The sequence below is a fragment of the uncultured Phycicoccus sp. genome, from assembly GCF_947495705.1.
In the GTDB taxonomy this organism is placed as follows: domain Bacteria; phylum Actinomycetota; class Actinomycetes; order Actinomycetales; family Dermatophilaceae; genus Phycicoccus.
The window spans coordinates 58,147-73,697 of the sequence record NZ_CANLZR010000002.1; the positions used below are offsets into that span (position 1 = coordinate 58,147).

The 15,551-nt window shown below is 75.5% G+C and carries 9 protein-coding genes; 4 read left to right on the forward strand and 5 right to left on the reverse strand.

Going from position 1 to position 15,551, the window contains the following annotated elements; translation table 11 throughout:
* Positions 1–84 precede the first annotated feature (84 nt).
* The 3 genes from Q0963_RS03630 to Q0963_RS03640 all read left to right on the forward strand — a co-directional run bounded on the left by Q0963_RS03630 (position 85) and on the right by Q0963_RS03640 (position 5,418).
* On the forward strand, positions 85–4,068 hold the full coding sequence (locus tag Q0963_RS03630) for an FtsK/SpoIIIE domain-containing protein (RefSeq protein WP_299442665.1): 3,984 nt from the start codon (positions 85–87) through the stop codon (positions 4,066–4,068).
* A gap of 116 nt (positions 4,069–4,184) precedes the next feature.
* Positions 4,185–4,604: a hypothetical protein gene (locus Q0963_RS03635; RefSeq protein ID WP_299442668.1), complete on the forward strand. Its 420-nt coding sequence runs from the start codon at positions 4,185–4,187 to the stop codon at positions 4,602–4,604.
* Between the two features lie 85 nt (positions 4,605–4,689).
* Positions 4,690–5,418, forward strand: coding sequence for a helix-turn-helix transcriptional regulator (locus Q0963_RS03640; protein ID WP_299442671.1), 729 nt, complete (start codon positions 4,690–4,692; stop codon positions 5,416–5,418).
* Here the strand turns inward: Q0963_RS03640 and Q0963_RS03645 are convergent.
* A complete protein-coding gene (locus Q0963_RS03645; RefSeq protein WP_299442674.1) occupies positions 5,373–5,795 on the reverse strand; it encodes a hypothetical protein in 423 nt (140 codons plus the stop codon). The genes Q0963_RS03640 and Q0963_RS03645 overlap by 46 nt on opposite strands.
* 285 nt (positions 5,796–6,080) lie before the next feature.
* Here Q0963_RS03645 and Q0963_RS03650 point away from each other — a divergent pair, with 285 nt between their 5' ends.
* Positions 6,081–6,329: a WhiB family transcriptional regulator gene (locus Q0963_RS03650; RefSeq protein ID WP_030527568.1), complete on the forward strand. Its 249-nt coding sequence runs from the start codon at positions 6,081–6,083 to the stop codon at positions 6,327–6,329.
* A gap of 26 nt (positions 6,330–6,355) precedes the next feature.
* Here Q0963_RS03650 and Q0963_RS03655 read toward each other — a convergent pair whose 3' ends face one another.
* From Q0963_RS03655 to Q0963_RS03670, 4 genes are all read right to left on the reverse strand, one after another.
* Positions 6,356–7,840, reverse strand: a complete 1,485-nt coding sequence (locus Q0963_RS03655; RefSeq protein WP_299442685.1) for a sensor histidine kinase — start codon at positions 7,838–7,840, stop codon at positions 6,356–6,358.
* A 15-nt stretch (positions 7,841–7,855) separates the two neighbouring features.
* On the reverse strand, positions 7,856–12,763 hold the full coding sequence (locus Q0963_RS03660; RefSeq protein WP_299442688.1) for an NAD-glutamate dehydrogenase: 4,908 nt from the start codon (positions 12,761–12,763) through the stop codon (positions 7,856–7,858).
* A gap of 143 nt (positions 12,764–12,906) precedes the next feature.
* Positions 12,907–14,328, reverse strand: a complete 1,422-nt coding sequence (locus Q0963_RS03665; protein WP_299442691.1) for an aminotransferase class I/II-fold pyridoxal phosphate-dependent enzyme — start codon at positions 14,326–14,328, stop codon at positions 12,907–12,909.
* Positions 14,318–15,511: a M20/M25/M40 family metallo-hydrolase gene (locus Q0963_RS03670; RefSeq protein WP_299442694.1), complete on the reverse strand. Its 1,194-nt coding sequence runs from the start codon at positions 15,509–15,511 to the stop codon at positions 14,318–14,320. The genes Q0963_RS03665 and Q0963_RS03670 overlap by 11 nt, the downstream gene beginning before the upstream one ends.
* Positions 15,512–15,551: the final 40 nt, after the last annotated feature.

Here is a 15,551-nt window from a genome sequence, read left to right on the forward strand (position 1 = left end):
GCGGCCTCCGGCCACTCCCCGTCGCCTGGCGACCTGTGGATAACTTCCCGGCGGGGTCGGCCGGGATGCCTAGTGTGGTGCGGCATGGAGATCCGGATGACGGTCCACGTGCCGAGGCGTCGCCCGGCCCCCGTGGACCTCGTCGTCGAGGCCCGTGGCGGCGCGAACGTCGGGCGGCTGCGCGCTGCGCTGGCCGACCACCTGCGGATGCCGGTCGCGGGTCTCGCCGTCGCCGGCCGTCCGCTCCCCGACGAGTCGCTCGTGGGCCACCCGCCCCTGCTCGACGGGGTGTCGGTGGCGGTCCTCGGCGCACCGGGTGCCACGGGTCCGGCCGCGGGTGGTGCAGGGGACCGCCCGCGGCCGGTGCTGTCTCTCGTGTGCGTCGGCGGCCCCGACGCCGGGCGCAGCCATCCGCTGGCACCACCGGGGCTGGAGGTCGGCCGGTCCCCCCAGCGCGGGATGTCCCTGGCCGACCCGTCGCTCAGCCGCTCACACGCCCGGGTCGACGTCGGTGCCGACGGCGTGTTCGTCACCGACCTCGGGTCGACGAACGGCGTGAGCGTCGACGGCGAGCCCGTCGGCGGTCGCGTCGCCATCGACACCGGCTCCACGGTCGTCATCGGGGCGAGCACGCTGAGGCTCCGCCGGGCACCGGGCCCCGGAACCCCGGTGGTGCACCCCGGGGACGGGACGGTGCTGGTGTCCCCCGGGTGCGTCCCCGCGCCGGACGTGCCCGACGTCCGGGTGGAGGCCCCGGCCCCGCCGGCCGAGCCACCTCGCACCCGGATCCCCTGGGTCGCGGCCCTCGCCCCCGTCCCGGTCGTCGCCGTCCTGGCCGTCTTCCTCGGCCCGCATCTGCTGGCCTTCGCGCTCATCGGGCCGGTCGCACTGCTCGCCACCGGCCTCGCCGACCGGGTCGGCAGCCGACGGCGCCGGGCGCGGATCCGCGCCGAGCATGTGGTGGCGAGGGCGCTGGCGCGCCGTCGGTTCGAGGACGCGGTCGCGCACGAGTGCCGCGCCCGCCTCCTCGCCCGCCCCGACCCGGACGAGATCCTGCGACGGGCCGAGCACCGCCTCCCCGGCCTGTGGTCGGGGCCGCACGACCTCGTGGTGCGCCTCGGCCTCGGCGACGTCCCCTCTCGCGCCATGTGGGCCGAGGGCGGCGAGGTCGCCCCTGGCACGGCCCGGCACGTCCCCGTCCTCGCCGACCTCGAGGCCGTCCGCTGCCTCGGGGTCACCGGGCCCGCCCAGCGGACCACTCCCGTGCTGGCGGCCGTGCTCGGCCAGCTGCTCGTCCGCTCGCCCCCGACCCGGCTGCTCCTCCGGCATTCCGGCGCGCGCCCTGCTGCCGCCGGCCTGCACCCCTGGAGCCACTTGGCCCCCCACGTCACCGGCGCGGGCCGCCCGGTGCTCGCCGTCGAGGACGCCGCCGACGTCCCGGACGTGCCCGCGCTGGTCGCGCGGGCCCTGGCCGCCAGGGGCGTGGCCGTCCTGGCGGCCCGCAGCCGCGGCGACCTCCCCGACGGCTGCGGAGGCGTCCTCGAGACGACCGCCGGCGGCGGCGGGGTCCTGCACCTGCCGGACGGGGCGGTGCGGCTCGTCGTCGACGGGGTGGGGGCGCCCTGGCGGGACCGGCTCGCCCGGGCCCTCGCGCCGCTGCGGGAGTCCAATGGCGACGGGGGCGCCCTGCCCACCAGCGTCGACCTGCCCGACCTGCACCCCTTCCCGATCAGCACCGAGGCGGTCCTCGCGGGCTGGGCGGCCGCGCGCGGCCCGGTCGCGGCGGTGGGCGTCGGCACGGCCGGCACCCACGCCATCGACCTCGAGGCGGACGGCCCGCACGTCCTGGTGGGCGGCACGACCGGGTCGGGCAAGTCCGAGTTCTTGCGCACGCTCGTCACCGGCCTGGCGCTCGGCTCACCGCCCGCGGACCTGACGGTCCTGCTCGTCGACTTCAAGGGCGGGGCGGCGTTCGGCCCCTGCGCGTCGCTCCCGCACGTCGTCGGCCTCGTCACCGACCTCGACGACCACCTCGTCGGCCGGGTGCTGAGGTCGCTCACCGCGGAGGTCCGCCGGCGCGAGCGCCTGCTCGCGGAGGTCGGCGCCGGCGACCTCGCCGACTACCGGAGCCGCCCGGGGCTGCAGCCGCTCCCGCGGCTCGTCGTCGTCGTCGACGAGCTGCGGACCCTCGTCGACGAGCTGCCGGACTTCGTCCGTGGGCTCGTCCGCCTCGCAGCCCAGGGCCGGTCCCTCGGCATCCACCTCGTGCTCGCGACCCAGCGGCCGAGCGGGGCCGTCACCCCAGAGGTCCACGCGAACGTCAACCTCCGAGTCGCCTTCCGGGTGCGCGACCGGGCCGACTCGGTCAGCGTCGTCGACGACCCGGCAGCGGCCGAGCTGCCGGGCGAGACACCCGGACGGGCGGTCGCGCGAGGTGGCGACGGCGTCCTGCGCACCTTCCAGACCGCTCTGGTGCGGCCCGCGCGCCCGGGCGGGCCGACGGTCGCGATCCGCGGTGCGGCAGGCGGCGCCCCGGTCACCGGCGGCGGTCTCGACGACCGCGCCGCCGAGACCGCCGCCGTCGTCGCGGTCGTCGCAGCGGCCCACCGCCGCAGCGGTGGCACCCCGCCGCGCAAGGCTTGGCTGCCGCCCCTCCCGGATCTGGTGAGCCCGGGGTCGGTGGGACCCGGTGGTGTCGGCCTCGTCGACGACCCCGACCGGCAGCGCCGGACGGCGCTCACCTGGACGCCTGCCGTGCCCCTCTGGCGCGTCGTCGGCACTCCGCGCAGTGGGCGCAGCACGGCCCTGCGGGCCCTCGTCGTCGCGGCCTGCGGCAGCCTCCCCCGGTCCGCGCTGCACGTACACGTGCTGGCCCGCGGTGACGAGCACGACGACCTCGCAGCCCTGCCCCACCTGGGCACCCTCGCGCGCCTCGACGACGACGCCGCGGTCCGGGCGCTGGTCGAGCACCTCGACGCGGTGACCCGGCGGAGGCCCCCGGGGCCGAGCGCGACGGCGGTCACGACGCTCCTCGTCGTCGACGGCTGGGACCGGCTGACCGACCTCGACGACCCGCACGACCCGACTCCGGTGTCGCAGGACCTGCTCCGGGTGGCGCGCGACGGTGCGGCGTGCGGCCTCGTCGTCGCTGTCTCGGGCGGGCGCGAGCTGCTGCGGTCGACGTGGTCGGCGCTCGGCGGGGAGGTCCTGGCCCTCGGCCAGCTGGACCCTCTCGACACCGCGCTCCTGGGGCTGCCGGTCGGCCTGGCCGTGCCCCCGGGTCGCCCCGGTCGGGCGGTCCGGGCCGGCGACGGCCTGGAGGTCCAGCTCGCCCGTCCCGGCGAGGCCGATCTCGCGGCCCTGGTCCGGGGCGCGGGCCCGGGCGACGGGCCGCCGCCATGGCGGTTCCGGCCCCTCCCCCCCTCGGTGCGCCGCGAGGACGCCCGGCCGGTGGCGGCGGACGACGCCAGGGCGCTGCCGCTCGGCATCGCGGGCCCCACGGGTGAGCCCTGGGCCTGGGTCCCGGCCACGCACGGCCGCCGCCTGCTCGTCGCCGGGGCCCCGGGCTCCGGCCGGTCCAGCGCCCTCGACGTCCTCGCCCGCTCGGCCGCGGACGTCGGCCGGCCGGTCGTCCTGGTCCGGGGCAGGCCCCGGCCTCCCCGGTCGCGCCCCGACGGCTCGTGGCCCGCCCTGCGCCCCGACGACGTCGACGTCCTCGTCGCGCTCCGGCGCGACCACCCGGACCTCCTCGTGCTCGTCGACGACGCGGACCGGCTCGACGGTGCGGCGATCCTCCCGGTGCTCATCGAGGTCGCCGACCTCGCCGACCGGGACGGGGGCGCGGTCGTCGTCGCGACCACCACCTCGGCCCTGCGCACCCGCTTCCGCGGGCTCGACGTCGACGCCGCCCGCCACCGCCTCGCCCTGCTCCTCCAGCCCGACCCCGGCGACGGGGACGTCGTCGGCATCCGTCGCCTCGCGGTCCCCGCGCCGGCCCAACCGGGGCGGGGCGTGCTCGTCCTTGCCGGGGCCCCGACCCCGATCCAGGTCATCGACCCCGGCCGGTGATGCGGCCCGGGTGGGCTACGTAGAAGTCCTGATTCCGCAGCCGGTCGCCAGCGGCTTCGATGGCTGGTCGGGGCCGACCGGCTCCGCTGTGCAGGAGGGAACACACCATGACCGTCATGACCACTCTTCGCCGACGCGTGCTCGTCGGCACCGCCGCGGCCGGGGCTCTCGTCCTCGGCGCCGCGCCCGCGATGGCGCACCACTGTTACGTGCCGATGTACAGCCTCAGCGGCCCGTCCTCGCCGAACTGGCTCGTCTTCAGCGCCGAAGCGGGCGCGGCCGAGCTCGCCGGCTTCGAGGCCGCCTGCCCGGAGGCCTCCGACGCCGGCTACGACGCCCTGCGCGCCGCGGGGATGCCGGTCGGGATCAAGATCTTCGCGAAGATGACGATCGGCGACCCGAAGGAGACCGGCCGGACGAACCCGAACGGGGCCAACGGCAAGGGCCTGGAGTACTTCGGTGCGGGCTCGACCCTCGCCGAGGACATGGTCATGACCTGGATCGACGCCGCCGCCGCGTACGACTGCACCGGCTGAGCCGGGGCCGGGCCGCCCGCGGCCGGGGACCGGGGTGACGACATAGCCCCTGGTCACGGGCGGTCCGAGGCCCTACCCTGCGGGGATGGGGAGCGGGGACCTCACCGTCGAGGCCGTCACGGGCCTCCTCGCCGCGATGGCGGCGACGCACGACCCGGCGTGCCGGCGCGCCGCGATGCTCGACGCGCTCACCGGGCTCGCCGACGCCCGTGTCGGCCTGCTCCTGCGCGGCGGCCCGGCGAGCGCCGCCGAGGCCTGCTGGGTCCCCGCCGCGCTGCTCGCCGACGCGACCCGCGGCGACCTCACCCCCCGCTCGGCGGAACGCACCTGGGGCAGGCGGGTGTGGCGCGGCTCCCCGGAGCGGGCTGCCGCCCTCGAGGCCCACGGGGTCGACCAGGTGTGCACCGTGCCGCTGCGCGGGGGCCTGGACGTCACCGCCGTCGCCCTCGGCCGGGCCGGGGCGGACTTCACCGAGCCGGTGCTGCGCCGCCTCACCACGCTGCAGCCGTGCCTCGCCGGCCTGGCCGCCCTGGCCGGCCTGCTGCCGCCCCCGGGGCGCGGGCCCAGCCTGACCCGCCGGGAGCACGAGGTGCTCGCCCTGCTGGCCGCCGGCCACACCACCCAGCGGATCGGCCGTGAGCTGGGGTCGTCGCCGCGGACGGTGGAGGTGCATCTGCGCCGCATCTACACCAAGCTCGGCGTCGCGGACCGGCTCGGCGCGGTGCTGCACGCACTCGACCTCGGGCTCGTGGCCCCGCGGCCCCCGGCTCAGACCGGGTCGGCGTCGGTGTCGTCCGGGCGGGGTGCGACGTAGGCCGCCCCCAGCGCGACGAGCGCGACCGCGAGGACGGCGGCGCCGAGCCCCGGCCGCCCCGCCTGCGCCACGCTCCATCCGACCGGGACCAGGAGCAGGTGCCAGACGACCGTGGGGGTCCGCGGCCACCGGGTCCACCGCAGCCACCCCCGCGCCAGGACCGCCAGCCCCGCCGCGGCCAGCACGATGAGCACCGCTGACATCACGACACGCGCGGGGTCAGTGCCCAGTCCCAGGGCCAGCTCGTAGACGTAGAAGCCCGCGAAGGCGACCAGGGCCACGGCCTCCAGCCCGCACAGCACCGCGGCTACGGTCCGGGCGCGGTGCACCGGCCGGACGGCCCGCGCTGCGTCGGGGACGGGGGAAGGGTCGGACACGCGCCCGAGGATAACCAGCGGCCGCACGGGAACACCCCGGCGGGCCCGCCCGTTGACCGTGGGTGATCCGCTCGACACTGCGCCCCACAACGTGAGGTACATCCCCCTAGGCTGTGCTGCGCATCCCCCTAGGCGCGCTGGGAGGGTCACGGTAGAGTAACAACTCGGACGTCTGCGTTTACCACGTCCGCTACATGGTTGCAGCGACGCAACCCAGGACCACCCTCGCCCCGGGTGGTCCCCTTTTCACCCCTCTGTAGTACCCCCGACCAAGGAGCCCCATCCATGGATTGGCGCGACCGCGCTGCCTGCCTCGACGAGGACCCCGAGCTGTTCTTCCCGATCGGGAACACCGGCCCGGCGATCGCTCAGATCGAGGAGGCCAAGGCCGTGTGCCGGCGGTGCGAGGTTCTCGACACCTGCCTCAAGTGGGCCATCGAGTCCGGGCAGGACGCCGGCGTCTGGGGCGGCATGTCCGAGGACGAGCGCCGTGCCCTCAAGCGACGTAACGCCCGGGCCCGCCGCGCCGGCTGACCCCACCCCCCGCACGTGACGGCCGGTCAGCGCCCGCTGACCGGCCGTAGCTTTGCCACGAAGACCACCGTCGTCCCCGTCGGCGACCCGTTCTCCCACCGGATCCGCCCGCGCAGGTCCTGGACGAACGAGGTGACGATCCGGGTCCCGAGACCCGCGAGCACCGGCCGGAACCCCGCCGGCAGCCCCACCCCGTCGTCGGTCACCGTCACCGTCAGCTCGTCCCCGCCCTCGGCCGGCTGCCGCTGCGCCTCGACGGTGACGGTGCCGTCCCGGTCCGCGAGGCCGTGCTCGACGGCGTTCTGCACGAGCTCGGAGATCACCATCGCCAGGGCCGTCGCGTCCTCGGCGCGGACCCGCCCGAAGGACCCCACGAACCGCGACTCCACGTGGTGCTCCCGGGTGGTGGCGACCTCGACGACGGCCCGGAACCCCCGCCGCGCGATCTCGTCGAAGCTCACCATCTCGTCGAACCCGGCGCTCAGCGTCTCGTGGACCAGCGCGATCGTCCCCACCCGCCGCACCGCCTCGTCGAGCGCCGAGCGGGCACCGGCCTCGGGCACCCGGCGCGCCTGCAGCCGCAGCAGCGCCGCCACGGTCTGCAGGTTGTTCTTCACCCGGTGGTGGATCTCGCGGATCGTCGCGTCCTTGGTCAGCAGCTCCTGCTCGCGGCGTCGCAGCTCGGACACGTCGCGCAGCAGGATCATCGCCCCGCGCCGTACGCCGTTCGTCGTCAGCGGGATCGCCCGCATCGTCACGGTCGCGGTCCGGGTCTCGACCTCGGTGCGCCACGCGGCCCGGCCCATGACGACGACAGCGAGGGACTCGTCGACGTTCCGGCCGCTCTCGGCCGCGAGGTCGGCGACGACCTTGGCCAGCGTCTCGCCGATGACGTCCCCGAGGTGGCCCATCCGGTGGATCGCCGACACCGCGTTGGGGCTCGCGTAGCGCACGACCCCGTCGACGTCGAGGTCGATGACGCCGTCACCGACCCGCGGCGCACCCCGGCGCAGCCCCGTCGGCGACGACGGCGCCGGGAACTCGCCGGCCGCCACCATCTGCAGCAGGCCTTCCGCGAGGTCGCGGTACGTCAGCTCGAGCCGGCTCGGGGTGCGGCCACCGGTGAGGTTGGTGTGCCGGGTGAGGACGGCGACGAGGCGGCCCTCGGCGACGACGGGCACGGCCTCCTCACGGATCGCCATCTCCTCGCGGATGGCCGGCGTCGGCGACGCGACGATCCGCCGCTGCCGGGCGGCCTCGTCGAGCATCGCGGCCCGGGACCGGGAGGACGAGCGACCGACGATGTCGTCGTAGAACACCATCGGCCCGGTGTTCGGCCGGACGTGCGCCACGGCCCGCCACCCGTCGGGCCCGCCGCGGACCCACAGCACGAGGTCGGCGAAGGACAGGTCGGCGATGAGCTGCCAGTCCCCGACGAGCAGATGCAGCCACTCGGACTCCGCGGGCTCGAGGTCCGTCGTCGTCCGCAGCATCCCGGCCAGCGTGCTCACGACTCGCAGCCTAGGTCAGGACGAGGCGCCGACCCGCACCACCGAGCGCAGGGTGCGCAGCGCGACCGACAGCGCCGCGATGTTCGGCGCGTCGAGCCGCTTGATCCCGGCCAGCGCCGAGCGCGCCCGGGTGATCGAGTCCTCGTTCGCGTCCGCCCACGCCTCGTACTGCGCGTTGGGGTCGTCCGTGGCGACGTCGGCCGCCCCCGAGGTCTCGATGACCGACCGGGTCAGGGACTCGAGCACGGCGTACAGGTCGTCGCGCAGCGCGCCCCGGGCCAGCGCGTCCCACGGGTCCTCCCGCGGCAGGCGGGTCACCTTGCTGAGCATCGTGTCGATGCCGAACCGCTCCGAGACGAGGTAGTACAGCGGCGCGACCTCCCGCGGGTCCCGGCCGGTGTCGGTGGCGATGTCGATGATGTCGAGGAGCGAGTACTGGTCGAGCAGCGAGGCCGCCCACAGGGCGAGGTCCTCGGGCACCCCGGTCTCCTCCAGCTCGGCCGCACGCTGCTCCAGCCGCTGCTGCTCGTCGCCGCGCAGCAGCTCCTGCACCGTCGGCGCCAGCTCGCGGACCACGGAGGCGAAGCGCTCGACCTCGGCCGAGATGTCGAGCACCGACGGGCGCGAGGTGAGGATCCACCGCACCGACCGGTCCAGGAGCCGCCGGAACTCCAGGTAGAGCGCGGTCTGCGCGGCCGTCGGGACGACGTTGTCGAGCGCCTCGACCCGGCGCACGTAGTCGGCGAGATCGAACACCTCCCGCGCGACGACGAAGGCCCGGGTGATCTGCTCGGCGCTGGCGCCGGCCTCGGACTGGGCGCGGAAGGCGAAGGTGATGCCGCCGCGGTTGATCATCGAGTTGACGAGCGAGTTCGTGATGATCTCGCGGCGCAGCGGGTGGCCGGCCAGCTGGTCGGCGTACCGCTCCTGGATCGGGCCGGGGAAGTACTCGGCCAGGGTCGCCTCGAAGTACGGGTCGTCGGGGATCGAGCTGGCCAGCACGTCCTCCTTGAGCGCCAGCTTCGCGTACGCCACGAGCACCGAGAACTCGGGGCTCTTCAGCCCGAGACCGGCCTTGTGGCGCTTCTCTAGCTCGGCGTCCGAGGGCAGGAACTCCAGCGCGCGGTCGAGCAGACCGCGCTCCTCGAGCCAATGCATGAAGCGCTCGTGGACCGTGACCATCGTGTGCTCCTGCGCCCGGGCGTTGCCGAGGAGGACGTTCTGCTCGTAGTTGTCGCGCAGCACGTGGTCGGCCACGTCGTCGGTCATCGACGCGAGCAGCTCGTTGCGTTGCTCCAGGGTGAGGTCGCCGGAGCGGACGACCTCGCCGAGGAGGATCTTGATGTTCACCTCGTGGTCGGAGGTGTCGACGCCGGCCGAGTTGTCGATGGCGTCGGTGTTGACCCGGACGCCGTGGAACGCGGCCTCGATCCGGCCCAGCTGGGACAGACCGAGGTTGCCGCCCTCCCCCACGACCCGGACGCGCAGCTCGTTGCCGTCGACCCGGATCGGGTCGTTCGCGCGGTCCCCGATGGCGAGGTCGTCCTCGGAGGAAGCCTTGACGTAGGTGCCGATGCCGCCGTTCCACAACAGGTCGACCGGCGCGAGCAGGATCGCGTGGATCAGCTCGGACGGCGTCATCTTCTCGACCCCCGCGGGGATCCCGAGGGCCTCGCGCATCTGCGGCGTGATGGCCACCGACTTCAGGGTCCGCGGGAACACCCCGCCGCCCTTGCTGATGAGCGACCGCTCGTAGTCGTCCCACGAGGAGCGCGGCAGGTCGAACAGCCGCCGGCGCTCGGCGTACGACGTCGCCGCGTCGGGCGAGGGGTCGACGAAGACGTGCCGGTGGTCGAAGGCCGCGACGAGCCGGATGTGCTCGGACAGGAGCATCCCGTTGCCGAACACGTCGCCGCTCATGTCGCCGACCCCGACGACGGTGAAGTCCTGGCTCTGGGTGTCCACGCCCATCTCGCGGAAGTGGCGCTTGACCGACTCCCAGGCGCCGCGGGCGGTGATGCCCATCGCCTTGTGGTCGTAGCCCGCGGAGCCGCCGGAGGCGAACGCGTCGTCGAGCCAGAACCCGTAGGACTGCGCGACCCCGTTGGCGATGTCCGAGAAGGTGGCGGTGCCCTTGTCGGCGGCGACGACGAGGTAGGGGTCGTCCCCGTCGTGGCGCACGACCCGCTCGGGCGCGACGATGTCGCCGGACACCCGGTTGTCGGTGATGTCGAGCAGCCCGGAGATGAAGGTGCGGTACGCGGCCTTGCCCTCCTCGAACCAGGCCTCGCGGTCGACCGCCGGGTCGGGCAGCTGCTTGGCGTAGAAGCCGCCCTTGGAGCCGGTGGGCACGATGACGGCGTTCTTGACCATCTGCGCCTTGACGAGGCCCAGCACCTCGGTGCGGAAGTCCTCGCGACGGTCCGACCAGCGGAGCCCGCCGCGGGCGACCGGCCCGAAACGCAGGTGCACGCCCTCGACGCGCGGGCTGTAGACGAAGACCTCGTACTGCGGCCGGGGCGCCGGCAGGTCGGGGACCTTGCGCGGGTCGAGCTTGAGCGAGACGTACGGCAGGTGCTCGGCCCCGTCGCGGCCCTGCTGGTAGAAGTTCGTGCGCAGCCCGGCCCGCACGACGCCCAGGAAGGCCCGGATGATGCGGTCGTGGTCGAGGCTCGACACCTCGTCGAGGGCCTCGAGCACCCGCCCGGCGGCGGCCTCCTCGGCCTCGGCCCGCGGGCCGGTCTCGTCGGGGCCGAAGCGGTCGGCGTCGAAGCGCGCCTCCCACACCTCGACGAGCCCCCGGGCGATGTCGGGATGTGTGACGAGGGCGTCCTCGAGGTAGTCCTGCGAGTACGTGGCCCGGGTCTGGCGCAGGTACTTGGCGACCGTGCGGAGGATGACCACCTGCCGCCACCGGAGCCGGGCGCCGAGGACGAGCCGGTTGAAGCCGTCGGACTCGGCCCGGCCGTCCCACACCGCCGACACCGCGCCCTCGAACAGCTCGCGGAGCTGCTCGTGCGGGCAGTCCTCCCAGATCGCGACGTCCGGGACCCGGAGCCCGAAGTCGTAGACGTGCAGCGCGTCGCCGTCGACCCCCGCGATCTCGAACGGCTGCTCGTCGACGACCTCGACGCCCATGTGCGAGAAGATCGGCAGGATGTCGGTGAGCGAGAGCGGGTCGACCCGGAACAGCTTGAAGCGGCGGATGTCGTCGGGGGCCTCGAGCGGCCGGTACAGCGCGACGCTCGTGCCCTGGCCGTCGCCGAGCCGGTCGAGGTGGCTGATGTCGGCCACGCCCTGGACGACGCTGAAGCGCTCCTCGTAGGCCGTGGGGAAGGCCCGGCCGAACCGGTCCATGAGCCGGTCGCCTCGTTCCTCGCCGTACGCGCTGGTCAGGGCGTCGCCGAGCCGGTCGGTCCACGTGCGGCTCGTCTCGACGAGCCGCTTCTCGAGCGCCTCGACCTCGCTCCGGTCGAGGGTGCGCACCCGGCGGCCGCGGGGCACCCGGACGACGAACTGCAGGCGCGCGAGGGCGGACTCGCTGACCCGGGCCGCGAACTCCACCTCTTTGCCGCCGAAGGTCTCCTTGAGGATGTCGGCCATCCGGGTCCGGACGGCGGTGTTGTACCGGTCCCGGGGGATGAAGACCAGGCACGAGGCGAAGCGACCGAAGTCGTCCTCCCGGATGAAGAGCTTCGTGCGACGCCGCTCCTGGAGCTGGGTGACGGCGAGCGCGGTCTCGTAGAGCTGGTCGATGCTCGCCTGGAACAGCTCGTCGCGCGGGTAGGACTCGAGCACCTCGAGCAGGTCCTTGCCGGTGTGGCTGTCGGGGGCGAGGCCCGAGCGGTCGAGGACGGCGCTGACCTTCTCGGCGACGAGCGGCACCCGCAGCACCGACTCGGTGTAGGCCGTCGAGGCGTAGAGGCCGAGGAAGCGGTGCTCCCCGACGACGTTGCCGTCGGCGTCGTGGCTCTTGACCCCGACGTAGTCGAGGTGGGTGACGCGGTGCACGGTGGACTTCGAGTTGGCCTTCGTGAGGACGAGCAGGTTCGGGGAGTGCGCGATCTCGGCCGCCTGCGGGGTGAGGACGTCGGGGTCCTTGTCCTGCTCGGGGTCGGCCCGCAGCAGCCCGAGGCCGGAGCCGATGACCGGGGCGATGAACTCGCCCTCGTCCGAACGCCCCAGGGTGTAGTCGCGGTAGCCGAGGAAGGTGAAGTGGTTGTCGGCCATCCATCGCAGGAAGGTCGTGGCGAGGGTCACCTCGCCGGGGTCGACCCCCCGCGGCGGGCTGCCCTCGAGCTCGGCGGCCAGCACGAGGCACCGGCTGCGCATCTTCGGCCAGTCCTCGACCGCCTGCCGGACGTCCTCGAGCACCGAGCGCACGGTGTGCTCGATCTCGGCACGCCGCTCCTCGTCACCCTCGCGGTCGATGGACAGGAGCATCCACGACTCGGCCAGCTCGCCGACCGCGCCGGGGCGGAAGTCCTTGGAGATGTCGCGGTTCTCGACCTTCTGGAGCAGGCCGACCGCGTCGCGGGTCACGACGAGCTGGGGGTGGATGATGAGGTGGATGTCGATGCCGGCCTGGACCAGGGCCCCGGTGACGGAGTCGACGAGGAAGGGCATGTCGTCGGTGACGATCTGGATGATCGTGCGCGGGTTGGACCAGCCGTCGACCTCGGTCGTCGGGTTGTAGACGCGGACGTTGGCCGTGCCCGGGGGCCGCTCCTCGGCGAGCCGCAGGTGGGTGTGGGCGGCACCCGCGAAGGTGTCGGGGGTCCGCGACGTGAGGTCGTCGAGCGGGATGTGGCGGAAGTACCGCTGGACGAAGTCGCGGCCCCAGCCGTCCGGCGACAGCTCCTCGAACGCGGTCGCGATCGGCGCGAGGACGTCCTCGCGGGCGGTGGCCGGGGCGGTCGACATCGTGCGGTCGCACTCCTTCGTCGGGTGGCACCGCGGTCGGCGGCGAGCCACGTCCTCGTGTCGTCCTCCTGAGCCTATCCACCCCGGCAGGCGCGGTGCGGCCGGGTGCCCCGCCGCGGTGTCTCGACCACGGGACAGCCGGGTCAGCGGGCGACGACGTCGAGCGTCGCCAGGGTCGGGTCGGCCGCGTACGCGATCCGGCTGCCCGCTGCCCGGGCCGCCTCCAGTGCCGCCAGGGTCGCCGCCGTGACGACCTCCCCGGGGGCGAGCACCGGCACGCCCGGCGGGTACGGGGCCACGAGCTCAGCGGCGACCCGGCCGACGGCGGCCGCGAACGGCACGGTCTCCCGCGGGGCGAAGAACGCCTCTCGCGGACTTGTGGCGACCTCGGGGGCGACCGCCCACACCCCGGACCCCGCGACCGGACGGGGCGCACCCCGGCGCTCCTCGACGGCGGCGCCGAGGGCGGCGACGAGCCCGCCGACCGTCTCGGGGGTGTCGGCCATCGTGACCATGGCGACGACCGTGTCGCGGTCGGCCATCTCGACGGGCCGGCCCCGGGCGAGCAGGTCGGCCTCGACGGCCACGCCGTCGGCCCCGGTGCCGGCGAGGACGACGACGAGCCGGGTCGGGTCCACCCCCGCCCCGTCGAGGACGACGAGGCCCGGGACGGCCGCGAGGCGTCGCCGGGCGTCCGCGACGGTCGCGACGAGATCGCCGAGCAGGCGGCGGCCGTCCCGCTCGAGCAGCGCGCGCGCGGCGTCGATGCTCGCCAGGATCGCGCCGTTGGGGCTCGTCGTGGCGGTGGCCTCGACGGCGGCGTCGAAGCGGGCCGGGTCGATCCGCCCGGACCGGGCGAGGACGAGCGCCCCCTGCGAGACGGCGGGCAGGGTCTTGTGCGCGCTCGTCACGAGGGCGTCCGCGCCGGCGTCCAGCGCGTGGCGCGGCAGGTCGGGGTGGAAGCCCAGGTGCGCACCCCAGGCGGCGTCGACGACGAGCGGGACGTCCCGGGCGTGAGCCACCGCCGCGAGCGCTCCGACGTCGCCGACCGTGCCGACGTACGACGGGTCGCCGACGAACACGGCGACCGCATCGGGCGCGGCGGCGAGCGTGGCCTCGAGGTCGTCGGCGACGACGCCGACGGGCAGCCCCACCGCGGGGTCGACCCGCGGGCGCACCCACACCGGCTCGAGCCCGGCCAGCACCAGGCCCAGCAGCATCGAGCGGTGCAGGGTCCTCGCGACGACCACCCGGTCCCCGGGGCGGCCCACCGCCAGGGCGAGGGCCTGGTTGCCGTGGGTGGAGCCGCCGACGGAGAAGCGGCACAGGTCCACCCCCCAGGCGCGGGCGGCCCGGGCCTCGGCGTCGGCGAGCACTCCGGCGCTCAGCCTCATCGTGTCGAGGCCGGCGTACAGCGGCACGTCGCCGGCGACGACGTCCCCGACGAGGTCGGTGCGGTGCTTGTGCCCGGGGATCGTGAACGGGGTCGGGGCGGACTCGTGGAACCGGAGCCAGGCGTCCAGGAGCGGGGCGTCGGCGCGCAGGCCGCGGGGGTCAGTGGGCACGGGCCGCCGCGCCCCACGCCGTGACCGCGTCGACGACGGCGGCCGTGAACGCCCGGACCTGCCGCAGGTCGACCCACTCGTCGGCCGCGTGCAGGCCGCCGCCGGCCGGTCCGCAGACGAGCGCCGGGACCCCCGCGGCCTGCCAGAGCGGCGCCTCCATCCAGTACGGGGCGGCGAACGGGTCGGCCGGGCACGCGTCCCCGAGGGCGTGCTCGAGGGCGGCGGCCAGGTCGGCCGCGGGGCCGTCGACGTCGAGCCTCCAGGCCTCGCGCGCCACGAGCAGGGTGAGCCGTGCGTCGACGTCCGGGTCGTCGCGGCGCAGGCCGTCGACGAGCGCCTGCGCCTCGGCCAGGGCGTCGGCGGCCCGCTCGCCGGGCACCGTGCGCCGCTCGAGCACCGCCCGCGCCTGCTGCGCGAGGACGAAGGGGGACTCCCCTCCCCCGGCGACGGTGACGAGCAGTGACCCCCCGCCGGCGGCCGTCTCGCGCCCCCGCGCCTCGACCGCCGCGAGCAGCCGGCCGAGGTGGGCGACGGCGTTGACGCCCTGGGCCGGCTGGGACGAGTGCGCCGCGCGCCCCCGCAGCACGACCTCAACGAGGGCGTAGCCGCGCAGCGACGTCGTGCGGGCGAGCCAGGTCGGCTCGGCGACGAGCGCGACGTCGGGCCGGACCCCCAGGCCCGGCAGGGCGTCGAGCACCGCCTCGGTGCCGAGGCTCAGGTCCTCCTCGTCGGCGACGAGCGCGAGGACGACCCGCACCGGGTCCGCCCGGCGTGCCAGGTGCTCGGCCGCGACCACGAGTGCCGCCACGCCACCCTTCATGTCGCACGCCCCCCGGCCGTGCAGCCGGTCACCCTCGATGCGGGCGGCGAACGGCTCGTCCATCCCCTCGGTGCCGACCGTGTCGAGGTGACCGGTGAGGGCCACGGTGGGGCCGCCCCCGCCGCCGGGCGAGATCGCGACGAGGCTGGGCCGGTCGGGGCGGCCCGGCGGGGTGACGATCGAGGTGGCGAAGCCCGCCGCCGTCAGTCGGGCGCTGAGCAGGGCGACGACCTCGCCCTCCCCCGGGGCCCCGGGGACGAGGCCGGGGTTGACCGAGTCGACCTCGACGAGCGCGGCGGCGAGCCGGACCGCGTCGTCACCGGCCTCGGGCGGCGGGGGCGGCGGGCCGGTGGTCGCGGTCACGTCGCCACCCTAGGCCCGCCGCTCCAGCCTGTGGGAAAGC